We start from the raw sequence: 15,120 nt of genomic DNA, 5'->3' as shown, positions 1-15,120 counted from the left end.
CCGCGAGGGTGGGGCGCCACTGCACGAGCGTCGGGTGTACTGAATGGGGGTCGGGGGCTCGTACAGTACGCACAACCCCCGGCCAGTAGATCCCCACCCTCGTGCAGCAGACCGCCCCGAGGCGGGACTCGGGCCGAAGCGAGTGCTGCGTCGAGGCCACCGAACGTCTCAGAAGCCATGACACTCAAACGTCTCTCAAGTGAGGAGACAGCACAGCACCCGCGGAGGCCGTACTCGCAGTCTCAGGTGCGTTCTCGACGACGTGCGGCTCACCTGACTGTGTGCAAGGAGTGACAGGAGGATGGCGGGGAGCGCCCCGACTCCCGAGGTCGGCCGTTCCCCGGGGACCGCTCCCACATTCGCAACGCGAGCCGGGCGCGGCGTGGCGACGTCCTGTCACACGTCCGTGGGAGTCTGTCGGCGCCCGAGTCCCTCGGTCACCTCATCCATGAGGCAGTGGCGGCTGCAGGATCCATTTCTGACACCCCCGGACAATCTGATGACAGTTCACCACCATAAGTGTCAACGAATGTGTGTCGAGCCTTGTTCGTCCTGCGGCCAGTGGGGCCCGCACGTGCCAGATGCACCTGCGGGCCCCGTGGGATGTCAGAGGTTGTTGATCCAGGCCCGGCGGTGGCCGAACAACGAGAGTGTGGGCTTGTAGAGGAGCACGTACTGTCCTCCGGCCGACACGTCGGCATCGAAGCAGACATCGCCGCTGACCGAGCCGCCTGCGATGAGCTTGGAGGAGGACAGGTGGTTGCTCGACCCCAGGAAGCCGCTGTTGCTGATCGCCCCGGCCGGGTCCTGCAAGGTGAAGTCCAGGGCGTTGACGTCCAGGGTGTTCTTGGAGCCGTTGGTGATCGTGATGGTCGAGCAGGCGGTGGGGCCCAGGGTGGCGTCGCCCGCGGCCACGGGCGTGGCACTGACCTTGATGCCGCCGTCGTCGATCGTGTCACCGGCGTTTCCGACGACGTCGCTGCTCTGCTTCCCGGGGAAGCTCAACCCGGAGTCCGACTTATCGCCGTCCTTTGCCGGCTCCTGCTGCTGCGGGCTGGGTGCGGCTGCGGAGTCCTGGCCGGCGGTCTCCTGAGCGGGCGCGCTGGCCATCGACTGGACGGAGGGCGGGGTGGCGGTAGTGCTCGAGTCGCCCGAGCCCCCACCACCGTTGAGTGCGGAGGCGATCATGCCGACGGCGACGAAGGCGCCGATACCGGTGAGGATCTTGTGTCGGGCGAACCAGGAGCGCTTCGGCTCGGGGGCGGGCATGCCCATGCCTGCGGCCGGGGCGGGGAAGCCCGCGGCGGGGACATCGGCGGGCGAGGACGGGACTGGGTTGACGGGGCTGGTCATGATGGGTCCTTCGAGATGCGGGAGGTGAGGCACTGAGCGGGATGCGGCAGTGCCCATCACGGTGTGAGTCGTCACCGGAGCTGACGGGATCAGCTGACGGGAACAACGATGGCCCCGGCCGTGCGGCGCGCACATCGACCGATGAGTCCGAGGCGGCCATCCGAAAGGGCACTCATCGCGACTGTCCAAAAGGACGATGCCTCCCGCGCCCTAGCGCCCGAATCGTGTCCTATCGGGCGATCATGCGTGTCAGTGCCCGGTTCTACAGTGAGCACATGTCAGTCCCCACCTACCCGCCCACTCCTGCACCCGGCACGCCACCCGTGTCGGGCTGGAGCGGTGGCCCTGGGGGCGGTCGGACTGAGCCCACTGCGCCTCCCTTCGGGGCGCGGGCCCTGCCATACCCGCCGAGCCCGCCGGCCTACTACCCCTACCCCGCCTATCCGGGATATCCGAGATACCAGGGGTACGCGGGGTACGCCCCGCATCCCTCATATCCTGTCCCTCCCGCTGCTCCCGGTACTCCTGCGGCGCTGGGGCCGCGCCTCCGCTCCCCGATGACTGCGGCTCCCTCCAGCCCTGCGCCGTACACGCCTGTAAGACCGGCTCCGTCGTTCACGGGGTCCCTGTCCCCGTCGCAACGCCGCGTCCTGCACGTCACCCTGACGATCCTGCGGTCCCTGGGCCTGTTCGCCCTGTGCCTGCTCGCCTCCATGTGCGCACTGGGATACCACCTCGGTCATGAGCAGGCTCTTAAGACAAGCAACCCAGTCCTTGATGTCGCAGGGTTTCTGGTAGGGCTAGCGCTCCTCGTGGCGGTCTTCCTGCGCCGGCGCTGGCCGGTGGCGATCACGGTTGCCTCGGCGCTCGCGGGCATCGGGGTCTACCTGGACACCACTGTGGGACTCATCGCCTTCACTACCGTGGTGCGCCGGGCCCGGTCCCTGCGCGACCCTGTCCCGTGGGCCACGGGTGCGCTGCTCGCCGTCGGCACCCTGACGGCGCTCTTCCGAGACGCGAGCCAGGGCTCCACCGGGAACTCGATGATCGGCGTCATCAACTCCTCCTCCCCTGCTCCCCATGCCGTGACCCATGTGTCGGTGCCGCAGGTACTGTTTCTCGCGGTGGTGGCCATGTCCCTGCCGGTCGCCGTCGGACTGTGGCTGCGTGCACGTGACGGGGAGGAGAAGGCCCGACGCCGCGCCCAGGAGGCGGCCGACGCCTCAGCCCAGGCCGAGCGCACCGCCCAGGAGCAGACTCGGACCTCCACCCGGTTGGCGGACACCGTCAGCCTGCAGGCCGAGCGTGAGCGCGTGGCTCGCGAGGTGCATGACGGACTCGGCCACCGCCTGTCGCTGCTTGCCCTCCACGCCGCCGCCCTGGAGCACGGCGTCCTGGAGACGTCAGACAACGCGAATGCCCCAGAGGGTTCGCAGGCCCCGGACTCAGCCGACGCCGTCGGTGAGGATGATCCGCGGGCCGCCGCCCAGCGCGTGCGGCAGGAGGCCCAGGGTGCCATGCGGGACCTGCGTTCCCTGCTCGCCGTGCTGCGTGAGCCAGTGGGGGCGGTCGAGCCCGCCCCGCGCCTGGAGGACCTCAGAGAGGTGGTCGACGGGGTCCTTGCCGCCCGCCAGCCGCTCAGCTCCTCGATCTACCTCGACCGCGCTGCTCAGGCCGACGAGGTGCTCTCGCGAGCCGTCTACCGGATCGTCCAGGAGTCCCTGACCAACGCCCGCAAGCACTCGCCCGGTACGAGTGTCCAGCTGCGCGTCGAGGGCGGCCCGGACACCGGTATCGACATCACCTGCTCCAACCGGATCTCTCGGACCGAGCCGGAGGCTCACGAGGCGGAGGCCAGTGAGGCGCCGCAGGCCGCGGGCGCTGACCGAGGTGCAGCGTCAGGACCCGGAGTCGTCGTCGGTGACCCCCGGGGCGGCTCGGGCCTGCGCGGCATGGCCCAGCGGGCGGCGATCTGCGGCGGCACGTTCCACGCCGGCCCCGACGGCCAGGGCAGGTTCGTCGTGAGCGCGCACCTGCCCTGGCGCTCGGCGGAGTCACCCCGTACCGACCGCTGAGTGGCCGCCAACCAGTATCTGAACAGCCCGAGATCGGAGATACCGGTCGGTGCGCAGTTCACCGGTCTGCACCATCCGGGGCCTGGGCCGTTGGGATGGTGATTGTGTGGGTGCACGCACCTAGGCTGGGCTCCGTGCCCGATCCCTCCGCCGCCCCGGCCGCCTCGGCCTCCCGGTCCGCGTCCCCCGCACCGGCCTGCCCGGTCCGTGTCATCCTCGTCGACGACGACCCACTGACCCGCGCTGCCATCAAGCCGCTCCTGCGGCCTGGCCAGGACTACGCCGTGGTCGCCGAGGCCGGTGACGGCCGTGAGGCGATCGACGTGGTGGGCCGTACTGAGGCCGATATCGTGCTTATGGACCTGGGTATGCCCGTCATGGACGGGATCGAGGCCACACGCCAGATCTGTGCCGTACCGCGCCACCCCCACGTCGTGGCGCTGACGACCTGGGACGTCGACGACGCCGTCGTGCGCGTTATTGAGGCCGGTGCTGTGGGCTACCTGCTCAAGTACTCCGCCTCCGAGGAGCTCCATGCCGGGTTGCGTCGGGTCATGGCGGGTGAGTCGGTGCTCTCGCCGGGGGCACTTGCTGAGCTGCTGCGATACGTGCGTTGCCAGCCGACGACACCGACGACTGCGGCTTATGACGTTCGCTCTCAGGAACGTCAGCACGCGGTGGCTCAGGCCCGGCAGGCAGCGGCAGGGCTCAGTCGACGCGAGCTTGAGGTCATTGCGGCGGCCGCCGAGGGGCTGACCACTGAGGAGATCGCGAACCGGCTGTACATTTCGGTCTCGACCGTCAAGGCCCACCTGCGCAGCGCGCAGGAGCGAGTCGGTGCCCGTAACCGGGTGCACCTGGCGGTCCTCGCCGAACGCGCCGGGCTGCTGGGATAGGGGCGTCCACCCCGACCGGTGAGGGCCGGTGGCGAGAGCCTGCCGGATATGGGTACCCCGGGGCGTGGGGACGCGCCTGAAAGCGCGAGGTCTCGAGGGGCCGTACTCGCTGTCTGAGGCTCGTTCTCGACGACGCGCGGGGTCAGTTGTTCCCACGCAAGGAGTGACAGGCCAAGGACGGAGTGCGCCAGCGACGGACCCCGGGGTTGGCTGTTCGCGCAAGGAGTGACGGGTGGGGATGGGGCGCGTCCGTGGCGTGCCCCGGGTCGGTTGTCCGCGCGCAAGGAGTGGCGGGTGGGCGTGGGGTGCGCTGGCGACGGATCCCAGGGTCGGCTGTTCGCGCGCGAGGCGTGGCAGGACGGCGACAGCGGATTGCATCCCGACGAGCAGGGCCGGCCGCGTCTCCGGGCTGACGTTGATCGTTACAACACGGCCCCATCGAAAGGATGCGGCCGGTGTCCCAGGCCAGGAAAGTCTGAGGCGCCAGTCACCACGTTGTGGGGGCCAAGGGGTTTGGCGCCGCGGCAACTACTTGGCGACGTACAGAATGATCTCCTTGTCGGGACTGATCTGCTGACCTTGCTGTGGGTTGGAACTGATCACCATTCCAGGTTGAACTTGTGGATCGTCGGACTTTTGCTTCTCGATCCTGACCTTGAAACCTCGATCTTCAAGATCGGACTTCACGGCCTTGGAGTCCTTCCCGTTCACTTCCGGCATGACGGTGGCGTTGGGATCTCCTGTGGCAGTCGGGTTCGGCGTCGGCGTTGCCCCGGCGCCGCTGGAGAAGCTCACGGTGATCGTGTCTCCCGCGGAGACGCTGGAGCCCGCGGCCGGGTTGGAGGAGACGGCCTTGCCGCGCTCGACGTCGCTGGAGACGTCGTTGCCCTTCTTGAACTGCAGGCCGGCGTCCTCGATGGTCTTCTTCGCTGTGGCCTCGTCCTGGCCGGAGACGTCAGGGACGGAGGTATTGCCGGTGGAGAGCACCAGGTCGACCGTGGTACCGCGCGCAACGGAGTTCCCCGCCTGCGGGTTGGTGTAAATGACCCGGTCCTTCGCGACCGTGGCGGAGTCCTCCTGGGAGGTGTTTCCACCCTCGAGCCCGACATCCTTGAGGGCCTTGCGGGCGTCCTCCTGGGTCTTGCCGGACAGGTCGGGAACCTTGACCATGGCCGATCCGGTGGAGAAGTGCACGGTGACGGTGGAGCCCGGCTCGACCTTCGTGCCGTTGCCCGGGTCGGAGGAGACGGCCAGGCCCGCGCTGACCTCCTCGTTGGCAACCTCGTCCTTGGCGAACTTCAGGCCGGCGTCCTCAATGGTCTTCCTGGCCGAGTCCTCGTCCTGCCCCTTGGTGTCGGGGACCTCCACCTTGCTGATGGTCGGGCTCGGCGTCGGAGTGGGTACGTTGTCGAAGGCCCCCGAGGCCCACCGTCCGGCGACGACGGCCAGCGCCACGAACAGCAGGAACACGAGGACCCAGATCCAGGCGTGGCTCTTGGACTGCTTCTCGGGATCCTCGCTCTCCTTCACCGTGGACGCCGGAGAGGGCTCGGAGGCCACCTGGGCGAAGGTGGAGGTGGGCTGAACCGGCTCGGTGGCCGGTGAGGCCATGACCGAGGTGGCCGGGGACCAGGAGTCGGCGGCCGGTGCGGCCACGGACAGGCCCCGGGCAGCCGCCTGCAGGTCGGCGCGCATGTGGGCGGCGTCCTGATAACGGTCCTCGCGGCTCTTGGCCAGGGACTTCAGGATCACCCGGTCCAGGGACTCTGGCACGTCGGCCGCCAGCGACGAGGGGCGCTTGGGGATCTCCCGCACGTGCTGGTAGGCGATGGCCACGGCGGAGTCGCCCTGGAAAGGCGGCTGGCCGGTGAGCAGCTCGTAGAGAAGACACCCGGTGGAGTACAGGTCTGAGCGGGCGTCCACGGACTCGCCGCGGGCCTGCTCCGGGGAGAGGTACTGGGCGGTGCCCACCACCGTGTGGGTCTGGGTGACCGTGGAGGCGGAGTCCTCAATGGCCCGCGCGATGCCGAAGTCCATGACCTTCACCGCGCCGGTGGAGGTCAGCATGATGTTTCCGGGCTTGATGTCACGGTGGACGATCCCCACCCGGTGGGAGTACTCCAGGGCGTCCAGGACCCCGGAGACGATCTCCACCGCCTCCGCGATCGGGACGGCCTCGCCCTCGCTGAGGAGCTCACGCACCGTGTGCCCCTCGATGTACTCCATGACGATGTAGGGGACGGTGCGGCTGGCGCCACCGGGCTGGAGGAGCTCCTCCTCCCCGGAGTCGTAGACGGCGACGACGGCGGGGTGGTTGAGTGCCGCCGCGGACTGGGCCTCCCGGCGGAAGCGGGCCTGGAAGGTGGGGTCGCCGGCGATGTCCGAACGCAGCAGCTTGATGGCCACGACCCGCGACAGGCGAGTGTCGTAGCCGAGGTGCACCTCTGCCATACCACCACGTCCGATGAGGTCGCGGATCTCGTAACGGCCCGCGAGGACCTGGGGGAACTGACTGGTCACAGTACCTCCTTGACAGGGATGCTCAGCATCAAGGCTGGCATGACCTGATGCGCATGGGCAAGCGTACCCGTGCTGTGCAGGGCGATGAGCGTCAGGACCGGGATGATGACCCTCAGCGTCAGCAGGTTGAGGCCGAGGAAGGAGCGTCCTGAGGCGTGCCGGGCGGTGCGCGACGGCGTCGGATTCTCGGCTGCGTGACGGCCGGGACGCACGGCGGCGGGCTGGGGCAGCTCGCGGGTCTGCGGGCCACGGCGGCCGGTGGACTCCCAGCTGAGCGCCTCACGGGGATCCCACGCATCCGTGGGCAGGTTCACCACCGCCCGGTCCAGGGCGCGGGCCACCTCGCGGGCGGAGTGCGGCCGGTCGGAGGGCTTCTTGGCGAGCAGCTTGAGGATGATGGCCTGGACCTGAGGCGGGACGGTGTCGGGGAGGGCGGGCACCTCCTCGTTGACGTGCGCGAAGGCGATATCGACCTGGGTGGCTCCGCTGAAGGGGCGCCGCCCCACCAGGGCCTCGTAGGCGATGATGCCCAGCCCGTAGAGGTCCCCGGCCGGGGTGGCCATATTGCCCATGGCCTGCTCGGGGGCGAGGTACTGGGCGGTGCCCATCACCATGCCGGAGGCCGTCAGCGGGCGCTGGTTGATGCCGGTGGAGATGCCGAAGTCGGTGAGCTTGGCCAGGCCCTCGCGGTTGATGAGGATGTTGGAGGGCTTGACGTCCCGGTGGACGACGCCGGAGTCGTGGACGACCTGGAGGGCGCGGGCGACCTGCGCCAGGACCGGCAGGATCTCGGCGGGTGACAGGGTCCCCTTCTCAGCGATGATGTCGGACAGGGCGCGCCCCTGGACGAGCTCCATGATGAGCCAGCCGGTGCCGTCCTTCTCCCCGGAGTCCAGGACGACGGCGAGGTTCGGGTGGCGCAGGCCCTTCGAGTTCTTGGCCTCCGCACGCAGGCGGGACAGGAAGATCTCGTCGCCGGTCAGCTCGGGGCGCAGGATCTTGGCGGCCACCGCCCGGCCCGAACGCAGGTCGGTGGCTCGCCACACCTGGCCCATGCCGCCCAGAGCGATCTGCTCGACCAGCTCGTAGCGGCCCTGGAGCTGGAGCCCGGCAACAGGTTTCACTGGTTCACCGCCGCATCGATGACCTTGGCGGCGACGGGTCCGGCCACCGTGCCGCCGGTGGCGCCGTCCTCGGTCTCCGTATTGCCGTCGAGCACGACGGCCAGGGCAATCTCAGGCTTGTTGATGTCGGTGCCGGCGAAGCCCACGAACCAGGTGGTGGGGCCGTTGTCCGAGCCGGTCTCGGCGGTACCGGTCTTGCCGGCGACCTGGACCCCGGAGACCTGGGCGCTCGTGCCCGTGCCGGTGGCCACGGCCTCCTGCATGAGGGAGGACAGGGAGGTGGCGGTGGCCGAGTCGATCGGGGTGCGAGCCACCTTCGTGGAGGTGGAGCTGACCTCGTTGAGGTCGGGGTCCAGGGTGCGCGAGACCAGGTAGGGGGTCATCTGCTCGCCCTTGTTGGCCACGGTGGCGGCCACCATTGCCATCATGAGCGGGGTCGCCTGCACCGAGGCCTGACCGATGCCGGCCATCGCGGTCTGCGCCTGCGAGTCGTTGTCCGGGTAGGTCGACGGCGTGACCTTCAGCGGGATGGACAGCTCGGAGTCGAAGCCCCAGTTCTTCGCCTCCTTGGAGAGCTCCTCGTCACCGACGTTCATGGCCAGCTGGGCGAAGGGGGTGTTGCAGGACTCGGCGAAGGCGTGGGAGAAGCTGGTCCGACCACCGCCGCAGGACTCCCCGCCGTAGTTCTCCAGGGAGTGGCTGGTGCCCGGCAGGGTGATGGAGTCGGGGGCATCGACCTCCTGATCCGGGGTGATCTTGCCGGTGCGCAGCGCCGCCGCCGTCGTGATGATCTTGAAGGTCGACCCCGGCGGGTAGCGGTTGCCGGCGATGGCCCGGTTGTCCAGGGGGCGGGAGGAGTCCTGGCTGAGGGTCGTGTTGGCCTCATTGGCGGCGTTCCCGTTGCGGGTCGCGAAGGCCGAGGGGTCGTAGGAGGGGGTGGAGACCAGGGCGAGGATGGCCCCGGTCTTGGGGTCCAGAGCGACGACGGCGCCCTCGCGCCCGGCCAGGGCGTCGTAGGCGGCCTGCTGGATCTCGGGCTTGATAGTCAGCTCAACGGCCCCTCCCCGCTGGGAGTCACCGGTGATGAGGGTCTTGATCCGCGAGGAGAACAGGGAGGGGTCGTCCCCGTTGAGCACGGAGTTGCCCTCCTTCTCCATGCCGGTCATGGAGGCGAAGGCGGGCGAGAAGTACCCGGTCACCGGGGCGTAGAGCGGCCCGTTGGCGTAGACGCGCTGGTAGTCCTCGGCGCCCTGGCCGTCGTCGGACTTCTGGGTGCTGGCGATCGTGGTGCCGCCGGCCACGAGGATCGGGCCTCGCTCGGTGTCGAAGTTGCGGCTGACGGTGCGGCGGTTGCGCGGGTCGGAGTTGAGGGCCCCGTTGGCCGACCACGACTCCCACACGGAGGGACGGGCCAGGCCCTGGACGCTCGTGACGGACAGGGCCAGCGTGGTGAACATGACCAGCACCAGGAAGGCGACCTGGCGGATCTGTCGGTTCATGGCAGCTGCCTCCTGTCAGAGTCCTCAGTGAAGCCCGGGGCCCGAGATGAGCGCAGGGTCGCCCCGTCCGGTGCGGTGTGCGGCGGAGGCGGCGCCTCCGGACTGACGGCGACAGTGGGGCGGGCGTCATCCGCCAGGTTGCCGAAGCCGGGTGCGGCCTGCGGGGACGCGTAGCCCCCGGCGTCGGCCGGTGCGCCTTCGGCGGGTGCATCGCTGCCGGCCTCGGTCATCGACTCCTCGGCTCCGGCGTCCTGGACCCGGCGGCGCAGGGAGAGTGGCAGCTCGGCCGTGTCAATGATCCGCGGCGCATGGGTGGCCGGACGCCGGGCGGCGTCGGACAGGCGCAGCAGCAGGGCCAGAATGACCCAGTTGGCGATGAGTGAGGAGCCGCCGTAGGCCAGGAAGGGCAGGGTCAGTCCCGTCAGCGGGATGAGCCGGGTGACACCGCCGATGACCACGAAGATCTGCAGGGCGACGGCGAAGGACAGGCCTACGGCCAGGAGCTTGCCGAAGCCGTCGCGCAGCAGCACGGCGGTGCGCAGGCCCCGCTGGATGAGCACGAGGTAGAGCACGAGGATGACGAGCGTGCCGGTCAGACCCAGCTCCTCACCCAGTGAGGCGAAGATGAAGTCGGAGTTGGCGAAGGTGACCAGGGTCGGCGAGCCCTTGCCCCAGCCGGCGCCCATGAGCCCGCCCGAGGACATTCCGAACATGCCCGTCAGCAGCTGCCAGGAACCGCCGGCGGCGTTGTACACGGCGTCGTCGGTGGCGTGGAGCCAGCCGCTGATGCGCTGCTGGACGTGGTGGAGGTGCGTCGCCGCGAACCAGGCCGCCGGAAGGAAGAGCGCGCCGCCGATGAGCAGCCAGGAGGGCCGGTCAGTGGCCACGTACAGGACGACGACGAACAGGCCGAACAGCAGCACCGAGGAGCCCAGGTCCTTCTGAAGGACCAGGACGCAGATGCTCACGACCCACACGATGAACAGGGGGCCCAGGTGCCGGGCGCGCGGCAGGCTCATCCACAGGACCTTGCGGCCCGCCAGGGCCAGGTTGTCCCGGTTGGCCACGAGGTAGGAGGCGAAGAAGACCGCCAGCAGCACCTTGGACAGCTCGGCCGGCTGGAAGCTCATCGGGCCGATCCGGATCCAGATGCGGGCGCCGTTGATGCTCTGGCCGATCCCCGGGATGAAGGGCAGGACGAGGAAGACCAGGCCGGACCACATGGCCCAGCGGTCCCAGCGCCTCAGACGCCGGTAGTCGCGCAGCAGGAGGAGCGTGACGGCGAAGAGGATGACGCCCAGCAGCGTCCAGACCAGCTGCTTGGAGCCCACGTAGAACTGCCACTGCTCGTTGGCCTCATAGGCCAGGTCCAGGCGCCGGATCATGGCCAGGCCGATCCCGTTGAGCGCCACCGCCGTCGGCAGGAGGACCGGATCGGCCCACGGGGCGGCGTAGCGCACACACAGGTGCATGAGGACGGTCAGGACGAGGAAGGCGATGGCCACGCCCACGGTCTGCGCCGGGGAGGAGCCGGTGCGGTTGAGGGCGGTGAGTACGAAGCCGCCCAGCCCCAGGACCAGGGCGACGCCGAGCAGCGCGGCCTCCGCCCACCGTCCCGGGTACTTCGCGACGCCGGCGGGTTGGATGGTCGCGACGCCCGCGGGGGCGCCCAGGGGGCTGGGAGCAGCAGTCATCTCACCCCTCCTGCCCGGGTTTCGCGGGCTGGGTCGGTGTGGCAGGGGCAGGCGACGGGGTGGAGGAGGGCAAGGATGAGGGCTTGGCCGTGGGGCTCGAGGTGCCCTGCGGGGCGGGGGCCTGCTTGCGGTAGGAGCGGACCGTCTTGTCCACGTAGGTCTCCGCGTCACTCATCGACGGCTGGGTGACGGTGGCCTGCAGGCGCTCGCGGATGTTGTGGTCGAGGGCCTCCACGGGCAGGTCCGCGTAGGTCTTGACCGAGTGGCTCAGCTTGAGCGGGCCGACGGACTGGGGGATCCCCTGGTAGATGGCGACCTCGCCCTTGTAGGTGGAGACGTAGTAGCGGGTCTGGGTCCAGCGGTAGAACAGGGCGCCGGCACCGACGAGCGTGGCCAGCAGGACGAGGCTGCCCACGAGGACCCGACGGCGGTGACGGCGTCGGGCCTTCTCCTGGGTGGCGGCCTCGGCGGCGATGGCCTCGTTGACCTCGGAGGACTCCTTGGCGGAGGCGGCCTCGGGCTTGTCCTCCAGGGTGGCCATGAGGGCCGCGGCCTTGGCGGCGGGGCTGGCGGCCTCGGAGTCCTTGTCCTCGGCCTGCCCGTCGCCCGCGCGGTGGGCGGCGGCGGCACGCTCCTGGGCCAGGCGCTCGGTGGCGGCGCTGCCCACCACCTGCGGGACGGTCTGGGGCTCGGGGTCGTCCTTGACGACGTCGAAGACGACGGCGGTGACGTTGTCCGGTCCGCCGGCGCGCAGGGCCAGGTCGATGAGCTGGTCGGCGGCCTGACCGGGGTCGGCGACGCCGGCCAGGACCTCGCCGATGGTCTCAGCGGTCACCGGGCCGCTCAGACCATCGGAGCACAGCAGCCAGCGGTCGCCGGGAACGGCCTCGCGGATCGACTCGTCGAGCTGCACCTCGCCCTCGGTGTCCCCCAGGACGCGCAGGAGGACCGAGCGCTGCGGGTGCTGGCGGGCCTGGTCCCGCGTGAGGCGCCCGGTCTCCACGAGGTACTCCACGAAGGTGTGGTCGGTGGTGACCTGGGTGAGGGTGCCGTCGCGCAGCATGTAGGCGCGCGAGTCGCCCACGTGGACCATGGCGAGCTTGTTGCCGCTGCGCATGACGCCGATGCAGGTGGTGCCCAGGCCGGCGAGGTCGGGGTCCTGCGAGGACAGGGTGACGAGCTCGGTGTGGGCGGCCTGGACGGCGTCGCGCATGAGGCCCAGCAGCTCGCCGGCCTGGTGGGAGTCGGCGTCCAGGGGCATGAGGTGCTCGACGGCGACCGCCGAGGCGATGTCTCCGCCCGCCGGTCCGCCCATCCCGTCGCACAGGAGGCACAGGTGGGGGCCGGCGTAGCCCGAGTCCTGGTTGGACTGGCGGACCAGGCCGACGTCGGAGCGCGCGGCGAAGCGCAGGGAGATGGTCATGAGCGCAGCTCCAGCGTCGTTTGGCCGATTCTGACAGGAATGTTCATGGGGAGCTCCACGGCGCCGTGCACGGGGCGGCCGTCCATCATGGTTCCGTTGGTGGATCCGAGGTCCTCCAGCCACCAGGTGCCGTCCTTGGGGAAGACGCGGGCGTGGCGCGATGAGGCGTAGGAGTCGTCGAGGACCAGGGTGCAGGAGGGCGAGCGGCCGATGATGATCGACGAGGGGCTCAGGGGCACGGTCGATCCGGCCAGGGGACCCTCGGTGATGACCAGGCGGGTGGCGCTGCGACGTCGCCCCCTGGGGGGAGGGCCCGAGGGCTGCTCGGAGCCGCCCATGGAGCGTCGACGTGACGGGCCGGCGACGGGGGAGTCGGCCATATCGCGGCGCATGACGCGCACGATGAGGTACAGGAAGAACCACAGCAGGACCAGGTAGCCCAGCCGCAGGATCGTGAAGGCGAGTGCGCTCAACCGTTGACTCCGCTGTTCTGGGTGCCATCCCAGAACAGGATCTGGGTGCGGCCGATGGTGAGAGTGTTGCCGTCCACGAGCGTGACGGCGTCAACCCGCTGGCCCTCGACGAAGGTTCCGTTGGTGGATCCCAGGTCGCTGGCGATGGCGTTGCCGTGCGTCAGGCGGATCTCCAGGTGACGGCGGGAGACGCCGGAGTCATCGACGATGATGTCCGCCTCCGAGCCGCGCCCGATGACGGTGACCGGCCCGGTGAGCAGGTAGCGCTGGCCGTTGATGTCGACGATCGGGTGCGCCGGGGTGGCGGTGGCGGAGGCGGCCGGGGCGGCGGCGCCGCGCCGCGTGGAGGACTCGATCTCGATCGCCGGGGCGTTGGGGTTGTTGTTGACGAGGAAGGAGACCTCGACCGGGCCGACGAAGGAGTAGCCCTGGTCCGCGGCGTGCGAGGTGGCGACCTCCTCCATCTGACGCACCATCTCGTCCTGGCCCCAGGCGGTGATGCGCTCGATGCTCGGCGGGGTGAGGTGGATGCGGAAGATGTTGGGAACCACGGAGCGGTCGCGGGCGAAGGACGCGGCGCGCTTGTCCATGGTCTCGCGGAGCTTCGAAGCGATCTCGATGGGCTCGATGTCGTCCGAGAAACGGGACATGGCGCGGTTCGTGACGTTCTCGACGCCCTTCTCGAACTTGTCCAGGAATCCCATGGACAGTACCTCCCCCAAATTTGGTGTGGCGGCCCCCGGGATGGAGCCGGGAGACGGGACTGTCCCGCCTCGCTATGGGCCTGCACGGACCTGCGTGCAGGTCGATACCGTTCCCATCGTAACGGTAGCGAAGCCATCGCAGGGAAGACGGCCCCCTCTGTGTGAGGTAATTGTGTCGTGAGCGGTCTCACGGCCGGATATGACGGTGAGGATTGGACGCGGGCCGGGATGGCAGGCTAGTCTCATGCTCGCTTCTCGCGCGAGTGGCGGAATTGGTAGACGCGCACGGTTCAGGTCCGTGTGATCTTACGATCATGGGGGTTCGAGTCCCCCCCCGCGCACAGAATGGAAAGGCCCGGGCCACATGGTCCGGGCCTTTCGCCGTCTCGGGGTCTCCGTGCTCGGTCCGCAGTGCGGGTCGGCGTGCCGGTTGCGTTGAAGGCTGCGGGTGGGGCGATGGATGAGGCCTGACGGGGCGTCAGTGTCCACAGAGCTGACATTGGCCTTGTGCCGGTGCCGCACGGAGCAGAGAAATCCCGGAATTCCAAGGATTCCCTCTGGACGCTTCGATGGCGGGGCCGCCAATGTCAGCCTGGTGGACACCGGGCCGCGGGCCGGCCTACTCCACGAGGGTCGGGATCTACTGGCCACGGGTTGTGCGTACTGCACGAGGGCCCCACCTACCCGAAGTACCCCCGACCCTCTTTCAGTAGCACCCCACCCTCGTGCAGTGCGCGCATGGTGCCTGACGTCCCCGCCCTTGAGTCAACGCAGTCCGCGCGTGGCGGTGCGGCGTCGTTCCAGTGATGACAGGGGAGTCAGGCGGAGACGGGCCGGGGGTGCAGGCGGCGCAGCAGGTACCAGGCGGCCAGGGCCCCGGCCCAGGCACCGACGGCGTTCTGGCCGACATTGGCCAGCGAGGGGCGCCGCTCCAGCATCGGCAGGAGGCTCTGAAGCACCTCGGCGCTCAGCCCGACCACGCAGCCCACCAGCGCCCACATCCACCAGGGGATGTCCCGCCAGCCCGCGACCGCGCAGAAGGTGACCGGAGCCAGCATCACCAGGTTGAGGACGACGTCCTTGCCCTCGGAGCTGAGGAAAGCCGGTCCCACGGCGTCCTTGAGCTCGGCGACCTCGCGCCCGGAGGGCCACACGACCGCCACGCAGACAATGGCCAGGAGGATGACCGCCGCGACGCGGGCGATCCGCTCGTAAGGGGAGGTGCTCGGAGGGAGGGGCGTGGGCGGGTTCGGGACCGTGGCGCGGCCGGCCGACGCCGGTGTCGTCCCCCGGGAGGTGTCGGGGGAGTCGGCGGACGTCAGTGCGTCGGGCGCGGGCTGCTGGGCAGGCACGCTCACG

General features: G+C 69.7%; 11 protein-coding genes and 1 tRNA gene. 3 read left to right on the top strand and 9 right to left on the bottom strand.

The window, feature by feature from the left end:
• Positions 1 to 606: 606 nt before the first annotated feature.
• Positions 607 to 1,353, bottom strand: a complete 747-nt coding sequence (locus HMPREF2883_RS02740; RefSeq protein ID WP_070658872.1) for a DUF4352 domain-containing protein — start codon at positions 1,351 to 1,353, stop codon at positions 607 to 609.
• A 557-nt stretch (positions 1,354 to 1,910) separates the two neighbouring features.
• Here HMPREF2883_RS02740 and HMPREF2883_RS02735 point away from each other — a divergent pair.
• Positions 1,911 to 3,428: an ATP-binding protein gene (locus HMPREF2883_RS02735; protein WP_070658871.1), complete on the top strand. Its 1,518-nt coding sequence runs from the start codon at positions 1,911 to 1,913 to the stop codon at positions 3,426 to 3,428.
• A 134-nt stretch (positions 3,429 to 3,562) separates the two neighbouring features.
• On the top strand, positions 3,563 to 4,324 hold the full coding sequence (locus tag HMPREF2883_RS02730) for a response regulator (RefSeq protein ID WP_081384581.1): 762 nt from the start codon (positions 3,563 to 3,565) through the stop codon (positions 4,322 to 4,324).
• 528 nt (positions 4,325 to 4,852) lie between these two features.
• Here the strand turns inward: HMPREF2883_RS02730 and pknB are convergent.
• From pknB to HMPREF2883_RS02695, 7 genes are read right to left on the bottom strand one after another with little or no spacing between them, the layout of a single operon-like run.
• A complete protein-coding gene (gene pknB, locus HMPREF2883_RS02725) occupies positions 4,853 to 6,844 on the bottom strand; it encodes a Stk1 family PASTA domain-containing Ser/Thr kinase (RefSeq protein ID WP_081384619.1) in 1,992 nt (663 codons plus the stop codon).
• Complete coding sequence (locus tag HMPREF2883_RS02720; protein WP_070658870.1) at positions 6,841 to 7,968, bottom strand: serine/threonine-protein kinase; 1,128 nt, start codon at positions 7,966 to 7,968, stop codon at positions 6,841 to 6,843. Before HMPREF2883_RS02720 ends, pknB begins: the two co-directional genes overlap by 4 nt.
• Positions 7,965 to 9,467, bottom strand: coding sequence for a peptidoglycan D,D-transpeptidase FtsI family protein (locus HMPREF2883_RS02715; protein WP_070658869.1), 1,503 nt, complete (start codon positions 9,465 to 9,467; stop codon positions 7,965 to 7,967). Before HMPREF2883_RS02715 ends, HMPREF2883_RS02720 begins: the two co-directional genes overlap by 4 nt.
• Positions 9,464 to 11,161, bottom strand: a complete 1,698-nt coding sequence (locus tag HMPREF2883_RS02710) for an FtsW/RodA/SpoVE family cell cycle protein (protein WP_070658868.1) — start codon at positions 11,159 to 11,161, stop codon at positions 9,464 to 9,466. The genes HMPREF2883_RS02715 and HMPREF2883_RS02710 overlap by 4 nt, the downstream gene beginning before the upstream one ends.
• Before the next feature lies 1 nt (position 11,162).
• The gene (locus HMPREF2883_RS02705) at positions 11,163 to 12,584 is read right to left on the bottom strand and encodes a PP2C family protein-serine/threonine phosphatase (protein ID WP_070658867.1); all 1,422 of its coding nucleotides are present in this window, start codon (positions 12,582 to 12,584) and stop codon (positions 11,163 to 11,165) included.
• On the bottom strand, positions 12,581 to 13,057 hold the full coding sequence (locus tag HMPREF2883_RS02700; protein WP_070658866.1) for an FHA domain-containing protein FhaB/FipA: 477 nt from the start codon (positions 13,055 to 13,057) through the stop codon (positions 12,581 to 12,583). The genes HMPREF2883_RS02705 and HMPREF2883_RS02700 overlap by 4 nt, the downstream gene beginning before the upstream one ends.
• Complete coding sequence (locus HMPREF2883_RS02695; protein WP_003788601.1) at positions 13,054 to 13,761, bottom strand: FhaA domain-containing protein; 708 nt, start codon at positions 13,759 to 13,761, stop codon at positions 13,054 to 13,056. The genes HMPREF2883_RS02700 and HMPREF2883_RS02695 overlap by 4 nt, the downstream gene beginning before the upstream one ends.
• A 257-nt stretch (positions 13,762 to 14,018) precedes the next feature.
• On the opposite strand from HMPREF2883_RS02695, the gene HMPREF2883_RS02690 reads away from it, so the two are divergent.
• Positions 14,019 to 14,102, top strand: a tRNA-Leu gene (locus HMPREF2883_RS02690).
• Between the two features lie 477 nt (positions 14,103 to 14,579).
• On the opposite strand, the gene HMPREF2883_RS02685 is transcribed toward HMPREF2883_RS02690, so the two are convergent.
• Positions 14,580 to 15,119 carry a VanZ family protein gene (locus tag HMPREF2883_RS02685; protein ID WP_081384540.1) on the bottom strand — a complete coding sequence of 180 codons (540 nt, stop codon included), beginning with the start codon at positions 15,117 to 15,119 and terminating at the stop codon, positions 14,580 to 14,582.
• Between the last annotated feature and the right edge of the window lies 1 nt (position 15,120).

Origin of the sequence: Actinomyces sp. HMSC075C01, assembly GCF_001812965.1 — a bacterium.
In the GTDB taxonomy this organism is placed as follows: domain Bacteria; phylum Actinomycetota; class Actinomycetes; order Actinomycetales; family Actinomycetaceae; genus Actinomyces; species Actinomyces acetigenes.
This window is presented reverse-complemented; position numbering and strand designations above follow the sequence as displayed.

Coding starts and splice junctions, on each gene's coding strand:
- HMPREF2883_RS02715 (WP_070658869.1), bottom strand. CDS start 9,467: ATGAACCGACAGATCCGCCAGGTCGCCTTCCTGGTGCTGGTCATGTTC.
- HMPREF2883_RS02710 (WP_070658868.1), bottom strand. CDS start 11,161: ATGACTGCTGCTCCCAGCCCCCTGGGCGCCCCCGCGGGCGTCGCGACC.
- HMPREF2883_RS02735 (WP_070658871.1), top strand. CDS start 1,911: ATGACTGCGGCTCCCTCCAGCCCTGCGCCGTACACGCCTGTAAGACCG.
- HMPREF2883_RS02740 (WP_070658872.1), bottom strand. CDS start 1,353: ATGACCAGCCCCGTCAACCCAGTCCCGTCCTCGCCCGCCGATGTCCCC.
- HMPREF2883_RS02695 (WP_003788601.1), bottom strand. CDS start 13,761: ATGGGATTCCTGGACAAGTTCGAGAAGGGCGTCGAGAACGTCACGAAC.
- HMPREF2883_RS02705 (WP_070658867.1), bottom strand. CDS start 12,584: ATGACCATCTCCCTGCGCTTCGCCGCGCGCTCCGACGTCGGCCTGGTC.